20 protein-coding genes are annotated in these 25,098 nt (G+C 34.3%); 15 read left to right on the top strand and 5 right to left on the bottom strand.

The genetic code is table 11. The annotated features are described in order from the left end of the window. Window positions 1–3: 3 nt before the first annotated feature. From lpxA to C1T31_RS08580, 4 genes are all read right to left on the bottom strand, one after another. On the bottom strand, window positions 4–789 hold the full coding sequence (gene lpxA / locus C1T31_RS08595; protein WP_103052081.1) for an acyl-ACP--UDP-N-acetylglucosamine O-acyltransferase: 786 nt from the start codon (window positions 787–789) through the stop codon (window positions 4–6). A 94-nt stretch (window positions 790–883) separates the two neighbouring features. Next, a complete protein-coding gene (locus tag C1T31_RS08590; protein WP_103052080.1) occupies window positions 884–2,290 on the bottom strand; it encodes a bifunctional UDP-3-O-[3-hydroxymyristoyl] N-acetylglucosamine deacetylase/3-hydroxyacyl-ACP dehydratase in 1,407 nt (468 codons plus the stop codon). Then, window positions 2,277–3,305, bottom strand: a complete 1,029-nt coding sequence (gene lpxD, locus C1T31_RS08585) for a UDP-3-O-(3-hydroxymyristoyl)glucosamine N-acyltransferase (protein ID WP_103052079.1) — start codon at window positions 3,303–3,305, stop codon at window positions 2,277–2,279. The genes C1T31_RS08590 and lpxD overlap by 14 nt, the downstream gene beginning before the upstream one ends. A 25-nt stretch (window positions 3,306–3,330) precedes the next feature. Next, entirely contained in the window at window positions 3,331–4,560 is a 1,230-nt protein-coding gene (locus C1T31_RS08580) for an HD domain-containing protein (protein ID WP_103052078.1), read from the bottom strand. A 36-nt stretch (window positions 4,561–4,596) separates the two neighbouring features. Here C1T31_RS08580 and porX point away from each other — a divergent pair, with 36 nt between their 5' ends. From porX to C1T31_RS08555, 6 genes are all read left to right on the top strand, one after another. Then, window positions 4,597–6,150 (top strand): T9SS response regulator signal transducer PorX, encoded by a 1,554-nt coding sequence (gene porX, locus C1T31_RS08575; RefSeq protein WP_103052077.1) that lies wholly within the window; start codon window positions 4,597–4,599, stop codon window positions 6,148–6,150. Between the two features lie 74 nt (window positions 6,151–6,224). Then, a complete protein-coding gene (tsaE, locus tag C1T31_RS08570) occupies window positions 6,225–6,647 on the top strand; it encodes a tRNA (adenosine(37)-N6)-threonylcarbamoyltransferase complex ATPase subunit type 1 TsaE (RefSeq protein ID WP_243398915.1) in 423 nt (140 codons plus the stop codon). A 175-nt stretch (window positions 6,648–6,822) separates the two neighbouring features. After that, complete coding sequence (locus tag C1T31_RS14060) at window positions 6,823–6,966, top strand: hypothetical protein (protein ID WP_165780091.1); 144 nt, start codon at window positions 6,823–6,825, stop codon at window positions 6,964–6,966. Between the two features lie 43 nt (window positions 6,967–7,009). Continuing rightward, window positions 7,010–7,450, top strand: a complete 441-nt coding sequence (locus tag C1T31_RS08565; RefSeq protein ID WP_243398914.1) for a hypothetical protein — start codon at window positions 7,010–7,012, stop codon at window positions 7,448–7,450. Between the two features lie 64 nt (window positions 7,451–7,514). Continuing rightward, window positions 7,515–8,714, top strand: coding sequence for an alanine dehydrogenase (locus C1T31_RS08560; RefSeq protein WP_103052075.1), 1,200 nt, complete (start codon window positions 7,515–7,517; stop codon window positions 8,712–8,714). A gap of 27 nt (window positions 8,715–8,741) precedes the next feature. Next, entirely contained in the window at window positions 8,742–9,113 is a 372-nt protein-coding gene (locus C1T31_RS08555; RefSeq protein WP_103052074.1) for a hypothetical protein, read from the top strand. 83 nt (window positions 9,114–9,196) lie between these two features. Here C1T31_RS08555 and C1T31_RS08550 read toward each other — a convergent pair whose 3' ends face one another. Beyond that, window positions 9,197–13,081 carry a T9SS type A sorting domain-containing protein gene (locus C1T31_RS08550; protein ID WP_103052073.1) on the bottom strand — a complete coding sequence of 1,295 codons (3,885 nt, stop codon included), beginning with the start codon at window positions 13,079–13,081 and terminating at the stop codon, window positions 9,197–9,199. Between the two features lie 431 nt (window positions 13,082–13,512). Here C1T31_RS08550 and C1T31_RS08545 point away from each other — a divergent pair, with 431 nt between their 5' ends. The 9 genes from C1T31_RS08545 to C1T31_RS08505 are packed head-to-tail and all read left to right on the top strand — an operon-like array spanning window position 13,513 to window position 25,094. Continuing rightward, on the top strand, window positions 13,513–14,607 hold the full coding sequence (locus C1T31_RS08545) for a glycosyltransferase family 4 protein (RefSeq protein ID WP_103052072.1): 1,095 nt from the start codon (window positions 13,513–13,515) through the stop codon (window positions 14,605–14,607). 3 nt (window positions 14,608–14,610) lie between these two features. Further along, a complete protein-coding gene (locus C1T31_RS08540) occupies window positions 14,611–15,576 on the top strand; it encodes a glycosyltransferase family 2 protein (protein ID WP_103052071.1) in 966 nt (321 codons plus the stop codon). Then, window positions 15,577–16,917 carry a murein biosynthesis integral membrane protein MurJ gene (gene murJ / locus C1T31_RS08535; protein WP_243398913.1) on the top strand — a complete coding sequence of 447 codons (1,341 nt, stop codon included), beginning with the start codon at window positions 15,577–15,579 and terminating at the stop codon, window positions 16,915–16,917. It abuts the gene before it with no gap. A 1-nt stretch (window position 16,918) separates the two neighbouring features. Next, window positions 16,919–18,025 (top strand): O-antigen ligase family protein, encoded by a 1,107-nt coding sequence (locus C1T31_RS08530; protein ID WP_103052070.1) that lies wholly within the window; start codon window positions 16,919–16,921, stop codon window positions 18,023–18,025. A gap of 1 nt (window position 18,026) precedes the next feature. Beyond that, a complete protein-coding gene (gene asnB / locus C1T31_RS08525; RefSeq protein WP_103052069.1) occupies window positions 18,027–19,871 on the top strand; it encodes an asparagine synthase (glutamine-hydrolyzing) in 1,845 nt (614 codons plus the stop codon). Beyond that, entirely contained in the window at window positions 19,871–20,953 is a 1,083-nt protein-coding gene (locus tag C1T31_RS08520; protein WP_103052068.1) for a glycosyltransferase, read from the top strand. Before asnB (C1T31_RS08525) ends, C1T31_RS08520 begins: the two co-directional genes overlap by 1 nt. 6 nt (window positions 20,954–20,959) lie before the next feature. Beyond that, complete coding sequence (locus tag C1T31_RS08515; protein ID WP_103052067.1) at window positions 20,960–22,117, top strand: glycosyltransferase; 1,158 nt, start codon at window positions 20,960–20,962, stop codon at window positions 22,115–22,117. A gap of 9 nt (window positions 22,118–22,126) precedes the next feature. Further along, the gene (asnB, locus tag C1T31_RS08510; protein WP_103052066.1) at window positions 22,127–24,001 is read left to right on the top strand and encodes an asparagine synthase (glutamine-hydrolyzing); all 1,875 of its coding nucleotides are present in this window, start codon (window positions 22,127–22,129) and stop codon (window positions 23,999–24,001) included. Window positions 24,002–24,005: 4 nt separating this feature from the next. Beyond that, on the top strand, window positions 24,006–25,094 hold the full coding sequence (locus tag C1T31_RS08505) for a glycosyltransferase (protein WP_103052065.1): 1,089 nt from the start codon (window positions 24,006–24,008) through the stop codon (window positions 25,092–25,094). Window positions 25,095–25,098: the final 4 nt, after the last annotated feature.

The following is a 25,098-nucleotide window of genomic DNA, read 5'->3' as shown; positions in this document are numbered from 1 at the left end:
AAATTAATTTGATTTAAAATATCCTTTCATTATACCACGCTGCGAATCCTTAATAAATTGAAGAATTTCATCGCGCTCTGGAGTAGCCTCCATTTCCGCTTCAATGATTTCTGCAGCTTGGGTATTGTTATAGTTTTTTTGATATAAGATTCTATATATATCTTGAATTTCTCTAATTTTTTCAGTTGAAAAACCACGTCTTCTTAATCCTACAGAGTTAATACCGACATAAGATAAAGGTTCACGGGCTGCTTTTACAAAAGGAGGTACATCTTTACGTACTAAAGATCCCCCTGTAACAAAAGCATGATTCCCGACTGAACAGAATTGATGAACAGCAGTCATTCCTGCTAAAACAACATAATCACCCACTGTAATGTGACCTGCTAAAGTACTGTTATTAGAAAAAATACAATTGTTGCCCACAACGCAATCATGTGCAATATGGCAATAAGCCATAATGAGGCAATTGTTTCCAATTACTGTTTTCATTTTGTCGGTGGTGCCTCTATTGATAGTGACACACTCACGAATGGTTACGTTATCACCAATTTCTACAGTAGTGTCCTCATCATTGTACTTTAAATCTTGAGGCACAGCAGATATAACCGCACCTGGAAAAATATTACAATTCTTGCCTATCCTGGCACCTTCCATGATTGTAACATTGCTTCCTATCCATGTGCCTTCACCAATCACTACATTGTTATGAATGGTCGTGAACGGTTCAATGACCACGTTTTTGGCAATTTTTGCTCCTGGGTGAACGTATGCTAAAGGTTGGTTCATTTTCGTAATTTTGTTTTTGATAAATAGGAGAAAATGTGTTCGCCTATTAGGTTAACCGAATAACTTAAAATATAAGTATTGGCTCGGTTCATATTTATTTTACTTTTGAGATTTGTGCCATTAGTTCTGCTTCAGCGCAAAGCTTACCATTGGCATAAGCATAACCTTGCATGTGGCAAATACCACGACGAATTGGTGAAATTAAATCACACTTAAAAATTAGCGTGTCGCCCGGAACCACTTTTTGCTTGAACTTGACATTGTCAATTTTCATAAAAAAGGTGAGATAATTTTCAGGATCAGGAACCGTACTTAACACTAAAATACCGCCTGTTTGTGCCATAGCTTCAACAATCAAAACACCAGGCATGACTGGTGCACCTGGAAAATGTCCCTCAAAAAACGGTTCGTTCATGGTAACGTTTTTGACACCAATAACATGCGAGTCGCTTAACTCAAATATTTTATCAATCAATAAAAACGGCTGACGATGCGGTAACATATTCATAATTTGATTGACATCCATTAATGGATCCTGATTCAAATCAATATTTGGTACGTTATTACGGCGCTCATTTTTAATAATCTTGGACATTTTTTTTGCAAACTGCGTGTTTACAAAATGTCCAGGCTTATTGGCTATAACCTTACCTTTAATGTGTGTTCTTATTAAGGCTAAATCGCCCACAACATCCAATAGCTTATGTCTAGCCGCTTCATTAGGATGATGTAGCGTTAAATTATCCAATATGCCATTGGGTTTAACAGCTATATTATCTTTTTTGAAGGCTATACGCAATTTCTCCATAGTTTCAGGAGATAATTCCTTATCAACGTAAACAATGGCATTATTAAGGTCACCTCCTTTGATTAGTCCGTGCTCCAAAAGCATTTCTATTTCATGTAGAAAACTGAATGTCCTAGAATCTGAAATTTCATCTTTAAATTCAGAAATCGTTTTAATAGAAGCGTTTTGAGTACCTAAAACTTTGGTTCCAAAATCAACCATAGTCGTAATTTGGTATTCCGTTGATGGCATTACCAAAATTTCACTACCAGAATCTTCATCGGTATACGAAATAACATCGGTAACTTCATAAACTTCCCTTGTCGCTTCCTGCTCCACTATACCTGCTTTTTCAAGGGCCTCAACAAAGAATTTTGATGAGCCATCCATGATAGGTGGTTCCGATGCGTCCAATTCTAAAATGGCATTGTCAATGTCTAAACCAACTAAAGCAGCCAACACATGCTCACATGTTTGAATCATCACACCATTTTTTTCCAGACAAGTACCTCTTTGAGTATTTGTAACATAAACAGCATCAGCTTCAATTATAGGACTGCCTTCCAAATCAATACGTTTAAACGCAAAGCCCGTATTTTCAGAAGCGGGCTTGAATGTCAAGGTAACTTCCTTACCAGTATGTAACCCAACACCTTTGAGCGAAACTTCACTCCCAATGGTCTTTTGCTTGATTCCTGTATTAATTATTCCCATCTACTTTTTTTTCTATATCGTTTACAGTTTTAACTAGTCTAGGTAAATTCTTAAAATGAACATAGGACTTATTGAAATCACCATAGTTTAAGGCTGGTGATCCTTGAAGCACTTCGTTATCTTTTACATTTCTTCCAATACCAGATTGCGCCTGAATCTTAACATTATTACCTATGGTTATATGACCCACAATGCCAACTTGTCCTCCAATTTGACAATTTTCGCCAATTTTTGTAGATCCAGCAATGCCTGTTTGTGCTGCAATAACCGTATTCTTACCTATTTCTACATTATGGGCTATTTGAATTTGATTATCAAGCTTCACACCTTGTCTTATAATTGTAGAACCCAAAGTAGCCCTATCAATGGTAGTGGCAGCACCAACATCCACAAAATCTTCCAGAATAACATTTCCAATTTGTGGTACCTTGCTATATTCGCCTTTTTCATTTGGTGTAAATCCAAATCCATCAGCTCCAATAATAGCACCAGAATTAATCACGCAATTACTCCCAACAACACATTCTGAATAAATTTTCACTCCTGAAAATACAATGGTGTTATCCTTTATAACGACATTATCACCAATATAACAGTTGGGGAAAATTTTAACATTATCACCTATTTTCACATTGTCACCTACAAATGTAAAAGCACCCAAATAAATATTGTCTCCTAATTTAGCAGAATCTGAAATAGAAGTTGGTTCATCAATTCCTGATTTATTGAACTTTATTTGGTTGTAGTATTCCAATAATTTAGAGAACGATTTATAAGCATCATCAACTTTTATTAAAGTCGAATTCACTTGATGTTCTGGAACAAAGCTTTTATTGACTATAGCAATCGATGCTTTAGTAGTGTATATATACGGTGTGTATTTTGGATTAGCCAAAAAGGTTAAGGAACCTTCGGTTCCCTCCTCTATTTTAGAAAGCTTGGAGACTTCTACTTGGGCATTACCTACGATGTCTCCTTCTAAAATACCGGCTATTTGTTCTGCTGTGAATTTCATTAAGCGCAAAAATAGAAAAAATGTGTCACATTTTATCTTTGGGATAGCATATAAAATATTTGGTGACAGGTTTTGTTAATGCTTTTAGGTTCAGTTGGTCAGATGCTTTAACAATATCTTGAATTTTTCCAGATTTGAATAAAATGTTGATATTTTGAGACTTTTCTTCATAAGCCTGATTGGAAATCTCACCTTTGAATACAAAGTATTTTGCTTCAGCTTTTGAAATTTGGTATTTATCCATCAGTTTTTGAAGATGTTCCTCAAGTAATTGGTTCTTAATGGGTTTCTTTTTAATCTTTATTTTTAATAAATCACGATTGATGATCATTTCACATAAATTTTTAAGCACAAAATCATCATGAAATTGCCAAGCTTTCATAGCCGAAATAATATCGTAATCATCTAATTGTGAAAACAAGTTTAACGTGTTTCCATCAAATTCCTTGATTGATACATCATGTTCCAAAAAGTATTCTAGTGCTTTACTAGCCTGAAGCTTTATACCATTATTGGTGAGTTCTTTAGCCCGTTGCAACATCCTAGTCAATAATTGCTCTGCTACCAAACCCGTTTTATGTAAATATACCTGCCAGTACATAAACCGTCGAGCCACTAAAAATTTTTCAACGCTGTAAATACCTTTTTCTTCTACTACCAAAGAGTCATCTACCACATTCAACATCGTTATCAAACGCTCGGTATTAATATTTCCTTCAGAAACACCTGTATAAAAACTATCCCGTTTTAAATAATCAGCACGATCCATATCCAATTGACCAGAAATCAACTGACACAAGAATTTTCGCTTATAGGTTCCTTTAAAAATGTCTATGGCAAGCGTTAAAGTTCCGTTAAATTCAGCATTCAAATGTTCCATGAAAAGCAAGGAAATTTGCTCATGACTAACGCCATTTACAATGCTATGTTCCATGGCATGTGAAAAAGGGCCATGACCAATATCATGCAACAAAATGGCAATATATAAAGCTACTTCTTCTTCCTTTGAAATACTAACACCTTTAAAACGAAGTGTCTGGACTGATTTTTGCATGAGATGCATGCATCCCAGCGCATGATGAAAACGTGTGTGATGTGCTCCTGGATAGACTAAATAAGACATGCCCATTTGCGAAATTCGGCGCAGTCTTTGAAAATATTTATGCTCAATTAAATTAAAAATATCCGAATTTGGTATTGTAATAAAACCGTAAATTGGGTCGTTAAATATTTTAAGTTTGTTTTTTGGAATCAAGCTGACTTATTACTTTAATTATATAAACAAATATACATGAACAATATAAATATTCTTTGGGTTGATGATGAAATCGATTTATTAAAACCCCATATTCTCTTTTTGGAACAAAAAAATTATCAGGTTACCACGTGTAAGAGTGGTACAGAAGCCGTAGAAATTTTGGATGATCAAAATTTTGATATTGTTTTTTTAGATGAAAACATGCCTGGTCTAACGGGATTGGAAACGCTGAATGAAATTAAGGAAAAACGCGATACGCTTCCTGTTGTGATGATTACCAAGAGTGAAGAAGAATATATTATGGAAGAAGCTATTGGTAATAAAATAGCCGATTATCTAATAAAACCTGTGAATCCAAATCAAATACTATTGAGTATTAAAAAGAATTTGGACCACTCCCGACTGGTTTCAGAAAAAACCACATCCAACTATCAACAGGAATTTAGAAAGATTGCTATGGATTTAACTATGGTCAATTCTTTTGAAGAATGGGCAAATCTGTATCAAAAATTGATTTATTGGGAAATGCAACTTGAGGATATTGAAGATACTGGGATGTTTGAAATTCTAGAATCCCAAAAAAATGAGGCTAATACACAATTCGGAAAATTTATTGATAAAAATTATCCGAGTTGGTTTGAACCACATGTTGATGCTCCTACGATGTCGCACACCTTGTTTAAAAATAAAGTGGTCCCAGAGTTAAGTAAAGAACAACCCACACTGCTGGTAGTCATTGATAATTTGCGCTATGACCAATGGAAGGCCTTTGAACCAATTGTCAATAATTACTACAAAAAAGAGCAAGAAACACCATTTTTCAGTATTCTGCCAACGGCAACTCAATATGCCAGAAATGCCATATTCTCGGGATTAATGCCAGCTGATATGGAAAAAATGCACCCGAACTTATGGAAAAATGATACGGACGAAGGTGGTAAAAATCTTCACGAAGCTGAATTTTTAGAAGCTCAAATGAAGCGATTGGGATTAACACACCTCAAACATGAATACTACAAGATTACCAACTTAAAGAATGGTAAAAAATTGGTGGATAATTTTAAAGGCTTGAAGGATAATGATTTGACTGTGGTCGTTTACAATTTTGTAGATATGCTCTCGCATTCCAAAACTGAAATGGATGTTGTTAAGGAATTAGCGAGTAATGACAAGGCCTATCGATCTTTGACCCAAAGTTGGTTTAAAAACTCGCCTTTATTAGAAATGGTTCAGCAGGCCCAACAATTGGGCTTCAAACTTATCATGACTACAGATCATGGCACTATAAATGTTAAAAACCCATCCAAAGTGATTGGTGATAAAGATACTAGTCTGAACTTGCGTTATAAAACGGGTAGAAGCCTTACCTATGAAGACAAAGATGTTTTGGTGGCTAAAGACCCAAAAACCATTCACTTGCCCTCAATATCCATGAGTAGCTCCTTTATTTTTGCAAAAAATGATCTCTTCTTTGCGTATCCAAACAATTACAATCATTACGTAAGCTATTATAGAAACACCTATCAACATGGTGGTGTTTCACTGGAAGAAATGATTATTCCACTTGTTGTTTTGAGCCCAAAATAACTCTGTGTAATGCAAAAAAATCCGACGAAATACACTTTTTATTAGTTTTTCTCAATATTTATACTTAATATTGCATGCAAACAAGATGTGAATTGACTATAGAATATAGTTTAGAAGAGCTTGATAATGTTGCTAACCAGATCCTTAAATCTGTGAAATCTAAAACGATTTTATTTCATGGTGACATGGGAACTGGGAAAACCACATTAATTAAAGCTTTAATACAGGCTCTGGGAAGTGAAGATGACGTTAGTAGCCCAACCTACTCTCTAGTCAATGAATATGCTTTGAGCCAAGATATAATCTATCATTTTGACTTATATCGCTTAAAGTCTGTTGAAGAGGCTTTCGATTTTGGAATCGAAGATTATTTGCAAACAACTGGATGGTTGTTTATTGAATGGCCTGAAATAATTAAAACCCATCTTGATAGTGATTACCATGAAATTTGGTTGTCAATATCAGATAATAATAAACGAAAAGTAACGCTGAAATAAGAAATTTATATAAGATCAGAAACAACAAATTGCCCTAAATTGTCTCGTTTTACGGAAAAACCGTAACGAAAAAATTAGAAATCGTTGATTTTAACATAATTTTAACATTTCGACCCTATTTAGTACATGCTTCGGCTATACATTTGGATTATTAATTAATTAATCCCTTAATAAGATGAAAGCAAAAAAGTATGTATTAGCAATCGCAATTTTTGGCGGTATGTTGTTCACAGCGCAAGCAACTAACATTATTGATTTAGATGGACAACAAACAACAAAAATCGAAAAAAGACCTGGTAAAATTCCATCAGCGGGATAGAAAAGGGTTATTAGTAGGAAGTTTTATAGCAACTTTTATTGCTTTGACTCCCTACTTCTATTATTTATATGAAGGTGTTCCTGATACTCAAACATGGAACACCTTTCTATTTACTTATGATGCTGGTGCTTGGGAATATGCTAATTACGCCATGTGGATTCTCACAGGTAAACTAATCCCGTTATTATTGTTGTTTATATGGTTCTTTACCTGCCGACATTGGTGGTATCATACTCTATTGGTACCGATTGCTATGTATTTGTATCAAATACTTAATTTTTTTAATGATAGTGTTAACTATATTGATGAATTTCAGCTTTTACATTTGGTACCTATCATGGCTATTGTTGTGCCTTCTATATACTTATTAAGGGCACGTATGTTTGATAAAATAAATACTGCCAATAAATCAATGGAAGAATTGGAAGACGAGTTCAAATTAAAACCCACTACCCTTTGGGGAAAAATTAAGCAGTATTTTTAGTTCTTGCTTTATAATTTCAAAAATTAATTCGTAATTTGACTAACCATTTAACTAGTCAATAACGATGTCTAAATCTTTATCACCGTTTACCAAACTACAATTATTACCTCAAGAAGAAACATTAGAGGTTTTAAAACAAAAAGGTGAATTGTTTATAGGTATTCCAAAAGAAACAGCCTATCAGGAAAAACGCGTGTGTTTAACTCCAGATGCCGTTTCTGCCTTGGTAACCAATGGTCATAGAATTCTGTTGGAATCTGGCGCTGGAAAAGGTGCTAATTTTAGTGATAAGGATTACAGTGAAGCTGGTGCCGAAATTTCCAAAGATGCGGCAAAAGTTTATGGCTGTCCCATTATCTTAAAAGTAGAACCTCCTACTCTTGAACAAATTAGATTAATCAATCCGCAGACCATATTAATTTCTGCTTTACAATTAAAAACACAATCCAAAAAATATTTTGAAGCCTTGGCTGCTAAACGCATAACGGCCTTGGCGTTCGAATTTATTAGAGATGAAGATGGTGCTTATCCAGCAGTAAGATCGTTAAGTGAAATCGCTGGAACGGCATCTGTTCTAATTGCTTCGGAATTGTTGAGCAACGTTAATAGTGGTAATGGATTAATGTTTGGAAACATTAGTGGTGTACCTCCTGTTGAAGTTGTTATATTGGGTGCTGGTACTGTGGGTGAATTTGCTGCCAGAAGTGCCATTGGATTAGGGGCTAATGTTAAAGTCTTTGATAATTCCATAACCAAATTACGTTGTATCCAAACCAATTTAGGGCGTACCATATTTACATCAACTTTACAACCTAAAAACTTGTCAAAGGCATTAAAGCGTTGTGATGTGGCCATTGGAGCTGTCCGTGGAAAAAATAGAGCACCCGTAATTGTAGGAGAAACCATGGTTGAAAACATGAAATCTGGCGCTGTCATTATTGATGTGAGTATTGATATGGGAGGTTGCTTTGAAACTAGTGAAGTGACCACACACAAGAATCCAACATTTGTAAAACATGGGGTTACGCATTACTGTGTGCCCAATATTCCGGCGCGTTATTCACGGTCTGCGTCCATTTCCATTAGTAATATTTTCACACCCTATCTCTTAAAAATAGGTGAAGAAGGTGGATTGGAAAATTCTTTACGATTTGATAGAGGTTTAAAAAATGGATTGTATTTTTACCACGGCATTTTGACCAACAAATCTGTTGGCGAATGGTTTGATTTAAAACATAGCGATATCAATTTGCTGATTTTTTAATCTCGTTTTTAACACAAAATACATTACGTGAAATTATTACACAGAATTGGTTATTACCTAGGTGGGTTTTCAATTGGACTTATTGTTTTGGCTTTTTTTTTAAATGGGAAAAAAGTCTCATGTGATTATGGTCCCGAAGCTCGCGTATTGAAGAGTATTAACAACAAATCATTGGCAATACCTCAAAATATTCAACAAGAATTTAACGCAAATCAAATCGACTCCATACAAATTCGTGAAATTTTAAAATATGCCCATGTGCTTTTTGCAGAAAGCGATACTCGTAAAGAACCATGTGGTATTTATTATTTAGAGAACTCTGCCGACGATTCTAAATTAGATTTAAAAATTGAAAATTGTGATAGTGTTGCGACCATTACTGAAATTATCTGGAAATAATAAATAAGACTAATTGATATAAACAAAAAGACCTGAATATAATCAGGTCTTTTTGTTTGTTAAGCATTTCTAAATGGCTTGATTTACTTTAAAATCAATCGCTTTGAGAAAGACTCACCATTTTGAGTTATTGTTACAAGATAAATACCTCTTGGCAAATCACTAACATCTAATTTATGCGTTACAGGTCTGGTACTGGGTTGAATAGCTTTGTTTATAAGTTGTCTTCCGGAAAAATCAAACAGTTGTAAACTGGCAACACCTGTAAAACCCGTTATTTTAATGTTAACATTATTTCTAGCCGGATTTGGGTAAACGGTTATAGATGCATCATAAACCGTTTCTTCTACTTCTTCAGTGGTACTATCACAATCAGTTGCAATTACTTGCACTGTTAAGGTTTCTGATGAAATCCCATTAGAAACCGTTACGCTATAATGTGTGGTAGAATCTTCTGGGGACACATCAATACTTTGCGTTGTTTCTCCAGTACTCCAATAATATTCTGTACCTCCAAACGCGGTTAAAGTTGTTGTTTCTCCAAAACAAATCTCAAAATTGTTATCGTTAACAGTAGCATTAACTGGCTCAATTACATGAACCGTAACCGAATCGGTACTTGAACAACCATTCATGTAAACTGTTACTGAATAAGTTGTTGTTTCAGTTGGACTAACCGTAATATTGGAAGATGTTTCTCCAGTATTCCAAACATACCCTGTACCACCTGAAGCTTCTAATACAACAGAATCTCCATTTTCAATAGTTACATCGTTGCCAGCATTGGCTACTGGTATCGGGTTGACTGTTACTATAACAGAATCTGAATCTGATACATCACCTTCACTTACCGTTACCGTATAGGTTGTTGTGCTATTTGGACTTACTGTAATACTTTGCGTCGTTGCACCTGTACTCCATTGGTAACTGGATCCTCCGGATGCGGTTAATGTTGTGCTTTCGTTTTCACAGATACTCACATCTTGACCAGCGTTGGCAGTTACGGTCACATTAGGCTCCACAGTCACCTCTACTGTATCACTGCTGGTACATCCATTTGAGGATACTACTACACTATAGGTTGTAGTCTCACTTGGATTTACTGTGATACTTGGTGTTGTGGCTCCTGTGTTCCATTGATAGGTGTCACCTCCTGTGGCTGTTAAGGTTGTACTCTCACCTGCAGTTATGGTTATATCATTTCCTGCATTGGCTACTGGTATCGGGTTAACTGTTACCGTCACAGAATCTGAATCAGATACTTCACCTTCACTTACCGTTACCGTATAGGTTGTGGTGCTATTTGGACTTACTGTAATACTTTGCGTCGTTGCACCTGTACTCCATTGGTAACTGGATCCTCCGGATGCGGTTAATGTTGTGCTTTCGTTTTCACAGATACTCACATCTTGACCAGCGTTGGCAGTTACGGTCACATTAGGCTCCACAGTCACCTCTACTGTATCACTGCTGGTACATCCATTTGAGGATACTACTACACTATAGGTTGTAGTCTCACTTGGATTTACTGTGATACTTGGTGTTGTGGCTCCTGTGTTCCATTGATAGGTGTCACCTCCTGTGGCTGTTAAGGTTGTACTCTCACCTGCAGTTATGGTTATATCATTTCCTGCATTGGCTACTGGTATCGGGTTAACTGTTACCGTCACAGAATCTGAATCAGATACTTCACCTTCACTTACCGTTACCGTATAGGTTGTGGTGCTATTTGGACTTACTGTAATACTTTGCGTCGTTGCACCTGTACTCCACTGGTAACTAGAACCACCGGATGCAGTTAACGTTGTGCTGTCGTTTTCACAGATACTCACATCTTGACCAGCATTTGCAGTTACGGTCACATTAGGCTCTACAGTCACCTCTACCGTATCACTACTGGTACATCCATTTGAGGTCACTACTACACTATAGGTTGTAGTCTCACTTGGATTGACTGTGATACTTGGTGTTGTGGCTCCTGTGTTCCATTGATAAGTATCTCCTCCTGTAGCTGTTAAGGTCGTACTCTCACCTGCAGTTATCGTTACATCATTTCCTGCATTGGCTACTGGTATCGGTTTGACTGTTACCGTAACAGAATCTGAATCTGATACATCACCTTCACTTACCGTTACCGAATAGGTTGTCGTTTCACTGGGACTGACCGTTATGCTTTGTGTCGTTTCACCGTTACTCCACGCATAATTCGATCCTCCTGATGCAGTTAGTACCACAGTATCATTCTCACAAATGATTACGTCCTGGCCTGCATCGGCTTCTATGGGAGTCGGTATAACTGTTACGGTGACAGTATCTTCAGACATACAACCATTTTGTATGACAGTTACTGTATATGTTGTTGTTACGGTCGGACTAACGGTAATTTCTTGAGTTGTTTCATTCGTGCTCCAAGAATAGTTGCTTCCACCAGTAGCCGCTAACGTGACCGAATCGCCTTCATTGATTGTCACATCGTTTCCTGCGTTGGCAACAGGTAAAGGATTAACAGTTACCGTTACGGAATCAGTTACACTGTTTCCTTCATTGTCCGACAAAGTAACCGTATACGTTGTTGTTTCCGATGGGGAAACTTCGATGTTTTGTGAATTTTCGCCTGTGTTCCAAGAAAAATCATTTCCTCCTGTTCCAAAAGCTGTAAGATTTGTAGATTCACCTTCACAAATTGTAATGTCATTACCAGCATTGACTGTCATTCCAACATTACCTTGTGGATATTCCAAAACAAAAGCTGGTGCACTAGTTTGATTGGTTTGTGTAGGATCGTTCCAATTACTTGCAAAAATCATTTTAGTTCCATTTCTGTTTGGTACGACTTGGGTTTCATGTAAATACCCTGTTGGCGCCGAATGATGTTTGGCATATCGCTCAATAATTCCAGAGTTGTCCAATTTTATAGCAAATATTTCTCTTGGAGCAACTGGATTTGAAGAACAACATTGTTCACTTACATAAGCCCATCCTGGCCTGTCTAAATTTCTGCAGCTCACATGACCTCCCCAAATTCCACGTCCATTAATATATGGGAATAAGTTAGTCATTCCACCACCATCTAAACGAACCATATACATACTATAGCCAGCATCCCATTGGGCTTGATCACCATAACCCACAAATACCTCATTGCCATAGGTATCGTACCCAAGATCTCCATGAGGCGTTGTATCGGCAAGGTGTCTTTCATTCTGCATGTTAATATCATATGATTTTAATCCTTGATTGGGACCAGAACCATCTGTTCTCCAGCACAAAACAGCATACTCGCCAGATTGCGATACTGAAAACCAGTCTAGGTCACCACTTGGAATGACCATGGAACCAGTAACAACATCATTTTGAATATCGTAAACAAAAACCGTTTTTGTACTTCCATTTTGTCCAATCAAACCAACGTATCGATCATCGTTAGATTGATTACCTTCACCATAACCAAAATCAACATTGGAATATTCTGTAAACGTGCGAAGCGTTGTTCGCTGATTGGTTGTTACGTCAAAGGATTGGAAGTTATTATTACTCGCTCCATACATAATATTGGGTTGCGTATTACTCCAACGACCGTACCCAGGAATATTGGCCCAGTATAAAAATTCATAAGTTTCAGCATCTAATATAGCTGCTGGATGACCAGATAACTTTATAAGAGTCTCATCAGAATTCCATGTCTGGTCTTTTGAATAATTATGCCGAATTCTATTGGAACTCGTTCCAAAGACATTTCGATCACCAATCCTTCTAATAATACTTCCAGATAATCCTTCAGTAAAAGCCTCTAAATACTCTGGCATTGATTCCGTAGGAGGTTGATAATTTTGATATTGTACGTCAGGCAATTGGTCTTGTGTCGGATAATTCTGACCGTTCATCGATAAAATCCCACAAAAAAAACATGTGGTTATTATGAAATTCCTGATTTTCAGAAATTCCCATTTGAGATAATAATTCTTCATTTGGGGCTATTTGCTATTAATTAGTGCTAAACTATAGTTTCAGTCTTTTTTAAATTATACTAAAGGGTAAAAATTCGATGAAATACAACATTTTTGTAAAACAAATACTACAAAACATGCATTTTATAGTTGTTTTATTACATTTTATCGATTAAAATATTGATTATAGCTATTCTCTGAAAAAAAAGAATTGCCAAATATACGTTTACATATCAGTTTTAGATTTCGATTAAGATATTTTAACATAATAAGATATTAACACCTTATGAACAAAAGAGTTAACAGTTGTATTTTAACAAAAAAATGGCTACAAATACACTTGATATATTAAATATGGTATTTAGTCTAATATCATCATTTCAATCAGGTGCAGAAACAAAAAATATCTACTTTTAACCTGAAATCTGATTGATATCAAAATTTAAATTCAATTGCAAAGACCAAGAATTGCTTTTTTAATACCAAGCCTAGAAACGGGAGGTGCAGAACGTGTTGTAGCAACACTCTCCAATCATTTAATTGATTTTTTTGATGTTACGATATTGGTACTATACAAAAGCCCCATTTTTTTTGATTTAGATCCAAGAATTCAGGTTGTGTTTTGTGGTGATTCCTACAAGCCTATATATAGCCTTAAACATTCATTTAAAACACATATTAGACTTACTCGAAAAATAGTGAGTTTATTAAAGACCCACAATATTGATTTAATTATAGGCTTTATGACTACCCCTAACATTTATGCTGTACTTGCCTCACGCCTAGTCAAAATACCATGCATTATTAGTGAACGTGTTCATCCAGAATATATTGATACGTCAAAGTTTTGGTTTAAATTAAGAAGACGTTTGTACCCAATAGCCGATAATTTAATTGTACAAACCCAAGATATTGCAGATTACTTTTCCAAATTTGTCAATCCAAAAAAAATACAGATAATTTTAAATCCATTAAACCCTAGTTTAGTCGAAAAGCGTGACCAGCAAGTTTTAAAGGAGAATATTATTTTAAATGTTGGTAGATTAGATTATCAAAAAAACCAAGAGATGCTTATCAAGGCATTTGCTAACATCAATGCCGACAATTGGAAGTTGGTCATTGTTGGCGATGGACAAGAGAAAGAACATTATAAATCCTTAATAAACGAGTTAAACCTTAACGGCAAAATTACGTTAGTAGGCAATACCAATAATATTGCAGAATACTATAACAAAGCGAGCCTGTTTGCTTTTACATCAAGATATGAAGGGTTTCCAAATGCTCTGACTGAAGCCATGTTTTTTGGTTTACCTTGTATTGCAACTGATTGTCCATCTGGCCCATCAGAACTTATTGATGATTCAGTCAATGGACTTTTGATTCCTTCAGAAGATCAATTAGCATTAGAAGAAAAATTACAACTTTTAATATCCAACCCTGAATTAAGATCAAAAATTAGTATCGCAACTGAAAATAATATTGATAAATTTAATGTTGAAAATGTGTCCCAACAATGGCAAAAAATTATAAATAATCTACTTAATTAATTTATGGATTTAAAGTCTTTAATACCAACTTACACCAAACAGAAAAACGGTCAATATGATTACACCTTCACCGTTTTTACGCCCGTTTACAATCGTGCAGATACCATTAAGCGTGTATTTGACTCGTTGAATGCACAAACATATCGAGATTTTGAGTTGCTTATTATCAATGATGGCTCCACCGATAATTCCCATGACGTTATTGAAGACCTCATTAAATCATGTGATTTTCCAGTGCGTTACGTCAACAATAAAGAGAATAAACACAAAATGGCCTGCTTGCTGCAAGGTGTACAATTGGCAAATGGGAAGTTTTTCTTGACTTTTGATTCGGATGACGAATGTACCGAAAATGCTTTAGAGGCATTTAAAAATACTTATGATGCTATTCCAGATAACCAAAAAGAATCCGTTTGTAGCTTAACGTGTTTGTGCCAAGATCAATTTGGTAATTTGGTTGGAGAAAAATTTGATACAGATTTATTTTATAGTTCGACATTTGGTAATATGCTAATGGACAGATTTAAGTCTGAAAAATGGGGATTTACCAAAACAGATGTTTTAAAAGGAATTTCAGTTAATGAGTTTTTATTCGCAAAAGGGTATATTCCTGAAGGTGTCATTTGGAATTTGTTTTCAAAAGAAAACTACAAAACCCTCTATTTTAATGAGATATTACGAATTTACTACATAGACACCGAAAACAACATATCATCAGGGCAAATAAAAAATAATGCTCTTGGATTAGCTATTTACTCATTAGCCAATGCTAACTGGTTTTATAAAAACTATTTTTACAAAAACCCAATTCTTTTTTTCAAGCAAGTTTATTTGCTTTTACTATCATCAAAGTATTTAGATTTCAATAGACGCGATTACAGTAAAGCCCTCAATAGTAATTTGTTGAAATCTCTATTTAACATTTGCTGGCCTTTTAGAGTTTTTATCACTGCAAAACCCATTTCATAATTGATAAATTTTAACGACATAAAGTCCATCATCCAAAAAACCTTTAAAAGTTCTTTGGTTGTCAATATTACAACCGTAGCATTGATAACTATTTTAGTTAAAGGATTTGGTTTCTACAAGGAAGTTGTCGTTGCGTCAAATATTGGTTTATCGGAGTTATTAGATACGTTTTTTATTGCATTACTACTCCCTGGTTTTATCAATCAAGTATTTTTAATTGCATTTAAATCCGTTTTCATACCAAATTATGTAGCTGAACTAAAAGGAGGTGATAATACAGGAACGGTTCAATCCACTAGTTTTCTAATAACCCTTGGTGCTGGGTTAGTATTTACGTTAGTAGCCTTCTTATTTACCGATGTTTTTTTAGAAACCTTTTTTAATGGCCATTCGGAAGATTACTATCAGCTTGTTAAAACGCAATTCTATTACCTTGCCCCTTGTATTGTTATTTGGGGGTTTTGTGCTCTTTTGGAAGGTATGCTCAATATATATAACGAATTTAAATTTGCCTCAATTCATCCAATATTAACATCCATTTCGATGCTAGTTTGCTTGTTAATTTTCAAAGAAGAACTACAAGAAAAAGTTTTGGCCGTTGGTATGTTAATAGGGTCTTCTTTAGAACTATTATTACTTATAATTGTTTGCCTGCGCAAACAAATTATTAATTTGAAAAAGGTTGATTTTCAAAATAAGAATGTTAAGATGATGTTCAATCAATTACCCGCTAGGGTTTCATCGGGTTTTTTAACTGGACTAATTCCAGTAACAGACCAATATTTTGCAGCAACACTGGCTGTGGGATCTATTGCTGCTCTTAACTATGGCATGAAAATACCTGCTTTTTTTTCGTCTATCATAGTCATGGCTTTGGGAAGTGTTTTACTACCCTACTTTTCTAATTTGAATTATGATAATAGAGAATTGGCTTTTAAAAAACTCATGACCATTTTAAAAGTGTTGTTTATTTCACTAATTATAATTGTGATACCATTAATCATTTTTTCAACACCAATTATTGCTATACTTTTTGAGCGCAATGCTTTTAAAGCTGATGACACCATACTTGTTGCAAATATTCAAATGATTTTTTTAATCAGTATACCGTTTACCATTTGTGGTGATGCGATTGTTAGATTTTTAACAAGCATCAACAAAAATGCGTTTTTGGCCTATGTCTCTTTTGGGACCATGATATTCAATTTTATACTTGATTATATTTTTATGCAGTATTATGGTATTTTAGGAATTGCTATTTGCACAACTGTAGTTCAAATACTAAAAGTGCTTATTTTTATTCAATATGCTAGAAAGCAACAACAATTACCTATAACTTAATATGAAAATATTAAAATATATATTACTCATATTAATATTGCTTAACATTCCTACGTTTAGCATTGCCAATATTAGTTCAGGCCTGGGAAGTGCCACTAGCATGCTATTATTGCTTTGTGTTATTGTTTTTTATTTTTTTGAAGAAAAGCTACGCCCTGTTGTGCCATTGGTGGTTTTAGGTTTAAGCTACTACATGATATCCAGTTTAAGTTATACAGAAAACACCTCTGAATTTCTCAAGGATTTAATTCGATATTTCATTTTTATTTTAGGAATTCGAAAATTAGCGTCTCTTACTTCAAAACAAGAAGTTTGCTATATTTTGCTGATTGGTGCTATTAGTATCATCATTAATGCATTATTTTTCAGTAACGCTTTTGGTCGCTATAGTGGTTTCTATATAAATCCGAATAAAGCTGGATTTGTGTGTATCATTGGTTTTGCCTTAACATTCAGTATTAAGCAAAAGGGAATTAAATTAGCAGCGCAGTTTCTGTTTGCCATAGCAGGGCTGATGACATTGTCGCGGTCGTTTATATTATTGTTTTTATTAGTCAATATTATTTCAATTATAATTGATAAGAAAAACATTTTCACCCTTATCTCTGGTGTCATTGCCTTGGTTCTAATTTTAAGTTTATCCTCAATAAAGCTTAATACTGATAGATTCAATGCCTTGAAGAGTATATTTTCTGATAATGTAGACACCACGACAATCACAAAAGAAACTAGAGATGAAACCTGGGCAAATTACATGGAAGGCATAATAACCAATCCCGTTTTTGGGCAGGGTTATAAAAAGCTACATGGCAAACCAAAGGGCTATTATAACAATGTTGATGTAGGTGTCCATAATTCATTTTTAATGATTATTGGAGAGGCTGGTATTATCCCCTTTATTATTGTGGTAGTTCTTTACATATCCATGCTTATTAGGAGTTTTATGATTTTTAATCAAGAACCTCTATATCTCATTATTTCTATTTTGCTGCTGTCATATTTGATGGTTAGTCATAATTATTTTGATAATTTTTTATTACTCTTTATGACAGTATGGTTATATGATAAAATAAAATCGCAAAACGAACTTTTACTTAATACGGTTTAATATGTGTGGAATTTATGGCATAACATATTCAAAATATACTTCTGAACAGATTTCAGAAAAACTTAAGCGCATGGATTTTAGAGGTCCTGACCAAAGTGCGCAAAAAACATTTGACAATCGTATCGTTTTCGGGCACAACCGTTTATCAATCATAGATTTAGACCCTCGCTCCAATCAGCCTTTTGCTTTTGAAGAAAAAATCCATATAGTATTCAATGGTGAGATTTACAATTTCAAAATATTAAAATCCGAATTGATTAAAAAAGGATATCAATTTCGCACTGAAAGTGATACGGAAGTTATTTGTGCAGCCTATCTCGAATTTGGAGAGAATTTACCCAATAAATTAAACGGTATGTTTGCCTTTGTAATTTATGACAGTATCAATAATCGATTATTTGGTGCTCGAGATAGACTTGGACAAAAACCGTTTTACTATTTGTTAAACCGAGATGGCTTTGAATTTGCGAGTCAATTGTCCACCATTCAAAAATATAATAGTAATCTAACCATCTCGCGTAAATCTATAACTCAATATTTTGCTTGGGGTGTTGTTCCCGATCCTTATACTATTTTTAATGAAGTACAAAAACTACCTGCCGGTAATTGCTTTACTCTAGATTTAGATAGTAATTCCTTGAACATTACGCAATATTGGGATATTAATAATGAACGTAATGAACTATTTACTGGAACTTACCAAGAAGCCAAATCTGCTCTTTCAGAATTGGTCCAAGATGCTGTAAAAATTAGGTTATATGCTGATGTTCCCGTTGGTGTATTTTTATCTGGTGGTATTGACTCTTCGTTAGTAGCAGCTATGGCGCAAACTACCACCAATAGTCAAGTAAAGACATTTTCTGTAAAATTTAATGAAAAAGGATTTGATGAAAGTGTTTATGCACAAAAAGTAGCCAATCACTTAAAAACTGATCATCATGTTATTTCTTGTAACTATAATGAAGGTCTTGACTTGATCGACAGTTTCAGTCATTACTATGATGAACCATTTGCCGACTCATCAGCCATACCATCGATGTTATTATCTAAATACACAAGAAAACAGGTTACGGTAGCACTGTCAGGAGATGGTGGTGATGAAATGTTTATTGGTTATCAAAGATACCATTGGATGAAGCAAGTCAGTGCCTTATACAAAACACCAAAACAATTTCGACATATAACGGCATTTCTTTTAAATGCATTACCTCATTATAAATTAAAAACCATCGCCAAAGGTCTTCGTTTTGATGATTTAGATAGTTTATATCTGGCTTCGGTAACAGGAATTGATGCCAGTTGGATTCAAACTGATTATGATTATTTAAATGTTTCAGAACGGTCTTATCTTGAACATAACGATAAAAATATTTATGAGCGCATGTCAGATTTTGATATTAAGGCATATTTAAATTGGGATATCAATACCAAAGTAGACAGAGCAACCATGGCTTACTCATTAGAGGGAAGAGCACCTTTAATGGACTATCGTGTTGTCGAACTTGCTCAATCGTTGCCCACTCATTTTAAATATAGAGGTAGTAAGCAAAAAATTATTCTCAAAGATATACTTTATGACCATGTGCCTCAAGAATACTTCAATAGACCGAAAGCTGGATTTACCATGCCGTTTTCGGATTGGTTCCGAAAAGAGCTTAAGGATATGGTTTTGTCGGAATTAAATGATGATGGACTTCATCAAATACCTAACATTAATGTTAGCGAGGTAAAACTGCGTATTAAGCAGCATATGGAAGGAAGCTGGAACAGATATCCCTTGATATGGAAATTATTGGTATTAAAACAATGGTTAAACAAAAATGGACAAGGTTATAGTATTGCTTAATGACTAATAATAAAATAAAAATATTGTTTATTCTTCCATCATTAGCTGCTGGTGGTGCTGAACGCATTTTATCCTTTGTTGCTCAAGAAATAGATAAAACTCTTTTTGATACCACGCTTTTGGTTACAGGTTATGAAAAAGATACCGTGTATACGCTAAAAGATTTAAATGTTGTTTATTTAAACAAACCACGTGTTTTAAAATCAATATTCTCCATAACTAATTATTTAAAACAACATAAACCGAACATTGTTGTTACATCAATTGTGCACCTCAACACAATGGCTGCTCTAATTTCAGTTAGATTTCCAAAAATTAAATTTGTTGCAAGAGAGGCAAATGTACTTTCAACTTTAAGTAGATACAATCCCTACACCAAGTCCATTTTCCCTAAATTTCTTGTAAAAACAGCCTATAAATTAGTAGATACCATAATTTGTCAATCAAAAGATATGCAAGATGATATGATAACAAATTATGGTGTTTTAAAAAGCAAAACGGTTTTAATTAACAATCCGATCACTAAATATCATCCTCTTAAAAAAGTTAACAGAATCGATGATAATAGCCTAAAATTAATCACTGTTGCTAGATTAAGTAAAGAGAAAGGACATGACAGGCTTTTAAGAGCCTTATCGAACATTTCATTCAAATTTTCTTATACTATAATTGGCGATGGAATTGAGAAAAGCACAATTTTAAATTTAGTAAAGCAATATCAATTGGAAGACCATGTGAGATTTATCAAATATACTGATAATGTTAGTGACTATCTTTCGGACAGTGATTTGTTTTTACAAGGCTCCTATGTAGAAGGCTTTCCTAATGTGCTTTTAGAAAGTTGCATTGTTGGTACACCAATTCTGGCATTTAATGCTCCAGGCGGTCTAAATGAGATTATTGAACACGGTGAAAATGGTTTTATAGCTCATGGTATAGAAGAATTTATTGACTATCTTAATAATTTATATTCGGACTTTATTTTTAAACCAGAATCAGTGAGTCAAGTAGTTAAAGATCGTTTTGATAAAATGGTCATTATTGAAAAGTATGAGAATCTTTTTAAAGCCTTAATGGAATAACTATTTATGGAACATAAAAGAAAAATAGCCTTATTTGTTTCTGCCATTGGTTTTGGTGGTGCTGAAAAAGTAGTGAGTTTGTTACTTGATGAGCTAACAAAATACTTTGATGTAACCCTCATATTATTGTATGACGAAATAAAACTACCCATTGCCAAGAATGCTAAAGTAGTTATACTGTCCAAAAAAGGTGAAACATTCAAGTCGTCATCATTTTTGAGACTTATTGACGATATTAAATTTATCTCAAAATATCAAAAGGCTTTAAAAGCTGAAAAAATAGATGTTGCTGTGTCGTTTTTAGTGAGACAGAATATCCTTAATGGTATAGCGAAGATGTTCAACCCTAATCTTAAAACCATTATAAGCGAAAGGTGTTTCCCTTCAATCATGTATAGTCACGATAGAGCTACATCCTTTTTAACGAAACTCTTAATCCCATTTTTTTATAACAAAAACGATAAACTATTTTCCAATTCCATTTACATCAACAATGACTTAGTCTCTAACTACAATATCAAGATTGATACTTCGGTTATCTACAATCCTATTTTAACCGAAAACAGAAAACCCAGATTAAAAACTTACGCTGATACTGAAAAAATATTCAAAGCGGTTACCGTTGGAAGATTGATACCAGTAAAAAACCAAAAAAGTGTTATTGAAAGCATAGGAATGCTTCCAAGTAATTTCTATTTGGACGTCTATGGTGATGGACCGTTAATGAACGATTTAAACGAACAAGCCAAAGCATTAGAAATCGACCAACGAGTTACTTTTCATGGTAATGTAGATAATGTAAAATCTCATATTGTGGAAAATCATTGTTTTGTGTTGAGTTCCCTAACCGAAGGGTTTCCGAATGTCGTATTAGAAGCTATGTCTGTTGGATTGCCAGTTATTTGTACAAATTGTATGTCTGGCCCACTGGAACTTTTAAATGACAATGAAAACGTGACCATCTTATCTGGATCATTTGTGAAAGCAAAATATGGTTTATTGGTTAATGTTGATGACGCTGTAGGACTATCACAGGCCATTAAATTTTTGCAAAAAAACAAAGAATATCGAGATCAATATAGCAGATTGAGTTATGAAAGGGCTAAAACATATGATATTTCCAACATTGGGATTCACGTTAAAAATTTAATTGACAGCCTTTAATTTGAAGATATGTGTGGCATTAATGGCATAATAGGAAATACCCAGGCATCCAGTCAAGATTTGGCCAAGTTGATTCATAAGATGAACTCATTAATTTATCATCGTGGACCTGACGATGATGGTTTTTATCATGACAATAATGTATATATGGCCATGAGAAGATTATCCATTATCGATCTAAGCACTGGAAAACAACCTATTTCCAATGATGACAACAGCATTACCATAGTATTTAATGGGGAAATTTATAATTACAAAACGCTTCGAAGCAAATTAGAATCGGAAGGTGTTCATTTCACAACAAAAAGTGATACTGAAGTCATTTTGAGGCTTTATGAGAAATATGGAACATCAAGTTTTAAAATGCTCGATGGTATGTATGCTTTCAGTATTCACGATACAAAGCTGAACAAGGTTTATATTGCTCGTGATTTTTTTGGAGAAAAACCCCTCTACTACACGCAAACTGGTAACAATTTTTTATGGGCTTCCGAATTAAAGTCTATTGTTTCTGTCTTACCTACTAAACCCAATTTATCAAAACAGGGGTTGAATCTTTATTTCAAACTCACTTACATACCCGCTCCATTTAGTATTTATCAAGATATTTTTAAACTTGAAGCAAATCATTTTATAGAATATGATGTTACTAACAAATCCTATCAAATAAATAAAATCAATCACCTTGTAAACAATCATTCTGATTTATCATTTAATGAAGCAAAATTAAAGCTGCATGACTTACTCATGAAGAGCATTGAAAGCAGATCTGTGAGTGATGTTCCTTTGGGTACATTTTTATCTGGTGGTGTTGATTCATCCATTATAAGTTTAGGGCTTTCAAAATTAATTGATTCAAAAATTGATACGTTTTCAATAGGTTTTGAGAAAGCCTCTTTTGATGAAACTGATAAGTCGCGACTTGTCGCTAAACTTATTAATAGCAACCATCATGAATTTGTGTTAAAAGAATCTGATATCATATCGGATATCGATTCAGTATTATTAAATTTTGACGAGCCGTTTGCAGATTCCTCCGCTCTTCCCACCTATTTAGTGTCCAAACTAACACGGCAATATGTGAAAGTAGCCTTAACTGGTGATGGTGGTGATGAAGTGTTTGGAGGTTATAACAAATATTACATGGGTAAATTAAATACACAATACACCCAGTATGTACCGAAATTTTTACATCATTCGTTCAAGCCAGTTCTCAAAAAACTCTTGAGCACCAAAGATGATAATCGCGGAAAACGTTTCAAATTGAAAAAATTTGTCGATGCAGTTGATTATTCAGGAAACAACTATTGGAACATCATTTCATTGGGCTTTCAAAATACAGCGATGTTGTTATCAAGCGATTATTCTTCCACCAATTTGTTTTCTCAATATTCTAAAGAAATAGCCAACCCTAAAAACATTCATGATTTCCGGGAAGTTGATAGAAGAATGAGTTTGGAAGGCGATATGCTTGTCAAGGTTGATCGAACTAGTATGCTGAATTCATTGGAATGCCGATCGCCTTTTCTCAACAAATCACTTTGGGAATTTTCAAATGGTCTCCCAGAAAACTTCCTCATCAATAAATGGGAGAAAAAACATATCTTAAAAGAAGCTTTTAAGCATGAGTTTCCTGATGACTTCCTTAACAAATCAAAAAAAGGATTTGTTGTACCTGTTGGTGATTGGCTCCGACAAGGCCTAAAAGATGAATTAAAAAGTTATGTTGAGGATAATATACTTGATAAGCAAAACATCTTTAATAAAAATTACATTAAGAATCTGGTTAATGACCATATATCTGGAAAGAGAGATAGTAGTTATCAAATTTGGACTTTTTATACCTTTCAAAAATGGTATCTAAACATTTATTCTAAACTATGATGTTATGAGCAGGAAAATATGTTTAGTAGGTGGCGAGGACGTCCACAAAAGAATTCAATTATCACAGTATCTTATTGATGCCGGTTTTGATGTAACCATTATTGGAACCAGCAAACAATCGTTTCCTGATAATGTAACTTATGTAAACTACAATTTAAAAAGAAACCTCTCGCCTATTAATGATTATAAAACTATTGTTTGGTACAGAGATTTTTTTAATCGAAATCATTTTGATCTCATCCATACATTTGACACAAAACCAGCGTTTTTAGTGCCGTTGGCCTTAAAAAACACCAACACACCTATTACAAGAACCATTACAGGTTTGGGGACTATTTTTATGTCGAAATCAGTTTTGAGCACAGGTTTAAGATTCATTTACAAGTATTTACACAAAAAAGTTAAAGCAAGAGTTTACACAACCATTTTTCAAAATTTAGATGATAGAGACGTTTACCTTAATAATGGATTGATTTCAAAACCTAATTACAAATTAATATATAGTAGCGGCATAGAATTAAAGGATTTTAATGATCGAGCGTTAAGAAAAAACAACCCTTTTAAATTTATTTGTGTGGCCAGAGTTGTCTATGAAAAAGGCATTATCAATTTGCTTGAGGCTTCTGAAAAATGTAAAACCCTTGGATATCATTTCAAAGTCCTTTTGGTTGGTCCAATTGAGGAAAACACAAAACGTTTAAACAAAGACATATTAGATGAATATAAAGACGTGGTTACAGTTTTGGGTGAGCGTCAAGATGTATTGGAGCTACTTTTAAAATCTGATGCATTTGTATTGCCAACGTTCAGAGAAGGTTTTTCAAGAGTTTTATTGGAGGCAGCTGCCATTGGGTTACCAATTATATCAACTAATGTCACGGGTGTGCGCGATTTTGTAAGACACAATCAAGAAGCCATTTTAATAGAACCCAAAGATTCTGAAGGTCTGTCGCAAGCCATGATTACTATTGCTACGAATAAAGACTTGAGTAATAAATTAGTTGAAAACGCCTTAAAAAGGGTTGAACAGTTCAGTCTTGAAAATGTATCCAAACAATATATAACTATCTTTGAAGACGCTATTAATAATTGATCAA

Source organism: Hanstruepera neustonica (assembly GCF_002895005.1).
GTDB lineage: Bacteria > Bacteroidota > Bacteroidia > Flavobacteriales > Flavobacteriaceae > Hanstruepera > Hanstruepera neustonica.
Note: the sequence above shows the minus strand (reverse complement) of the source record. Positions and strands in the feature narration are given on the sequence as shown.

What these genes read in the sequence shown, in the direction of transcription:
- lpxA (WP_103052081.1), bottom strand. Translation starts at nt 789, where the DNA reads ATGAACCAACCTTTAGCATACGTTCACCCAGGAGCAAAAATTGCCAAA.
- C1T31_RS08590 (WP_103052080.1), bottom strand. Translation starts at nt 2,290, where the DNA reads ATGGGAATAATTAATACAGGAATCAAGCAAAAGACCATTGGGAGTGAA.
- lpxD (WP_103052079.1), bottom strand. Translation starts at nt 3,305, where the DNA reads ATGAAATTCACAGCAGAACAAATAGCCGGTATTTTAGAAGGAGACATC.
- porX (WP_103052077.1), top strand. Translation starts at nt 4,597, where the DNA reads ATGAACAATATAAATATTCTTTGGGTTGATGATGAAATCGATTTATTA.
- tsaE (WP_243398915.1), top strand. Translation starts at nt 6,225, where the DNA reads ATGCAAACAAGATGTGAATTGACTATAGAATATAGTTTAGAAGAGCTT.
- C1T31_RS14060 (WP_165780091.1), top strand. Translation starts at nt 6,823, where the DNA reads ATGAAAGCAAAAAAGTATGTATTAGCAATCGCAATTTTTGGCGGTATG.
- C1T31_RS08560 (WP_103052075.1), top strand. Translation starts at nt 7,515, where the DNA reads ATGTCTAAATCTTTATCACCGTTTACCAAACTACAATTATTACCTCAA.
- C1T31_RS08550 (WP_103052073.1), bottom strand. Translation starts at nt 13,081, where the DNA reads ATGAAGAATTATTATCTCAAATGGGAATTTCTGAAAATCAGGAATTTC.
- C1T31_RS08540 (WP_103052071.1), top strand. Translation starts at nt 14,611, where the DNA reads ATGGATTTAAAGTCTTTAATACCAACTTACACCAAACAGAAAAACGGT.
- C1T31_RS08530 (WP_103052070.1), top strand. Translation starts at nt 16,919, where the DNA reads ATGAAAATATTAAAATATATATTACTCATATTAATATTGCTTAACATT.
- asnB (WP_103052069.1), top strand. Translation starts at nt 18,027, where the DNA reads ATGTGTGGAATTTATGGCATAACATATTCAAAATATACTTCTGAACAG.
- C1T31_RS08520 (WP_103052068.1), top strand. Translation starts at nt 19,871, where the DNA reads ATGACTAATAATAAAATAAAAATATTGTTTATTCTTCCATCATTAGCT.
- C1T31_RS08515 (WP_103052067.1), top strand. Translation starts at nt 20,960, where the DNA reads ATGGAACATAAAAGAAAAATAGCCTTATTTGTTTCTGCCATTGGTTTT.
- asnB (WP_103052066.1), top strand. Translation starts at nt 22,127, where the DNA reads ATGTGTGGCATTAATGGCATAATAGGAAATACCCAGGCATCCAGTCAA.
- C1T31_RS08505 (WP_103052065.1), top strand. Translation starts at nt 24,006, where the DNA reads ATGAGCAGGAAAATATGTTTAGTAGGTGGCGAGGACGTCCACAAAAGA.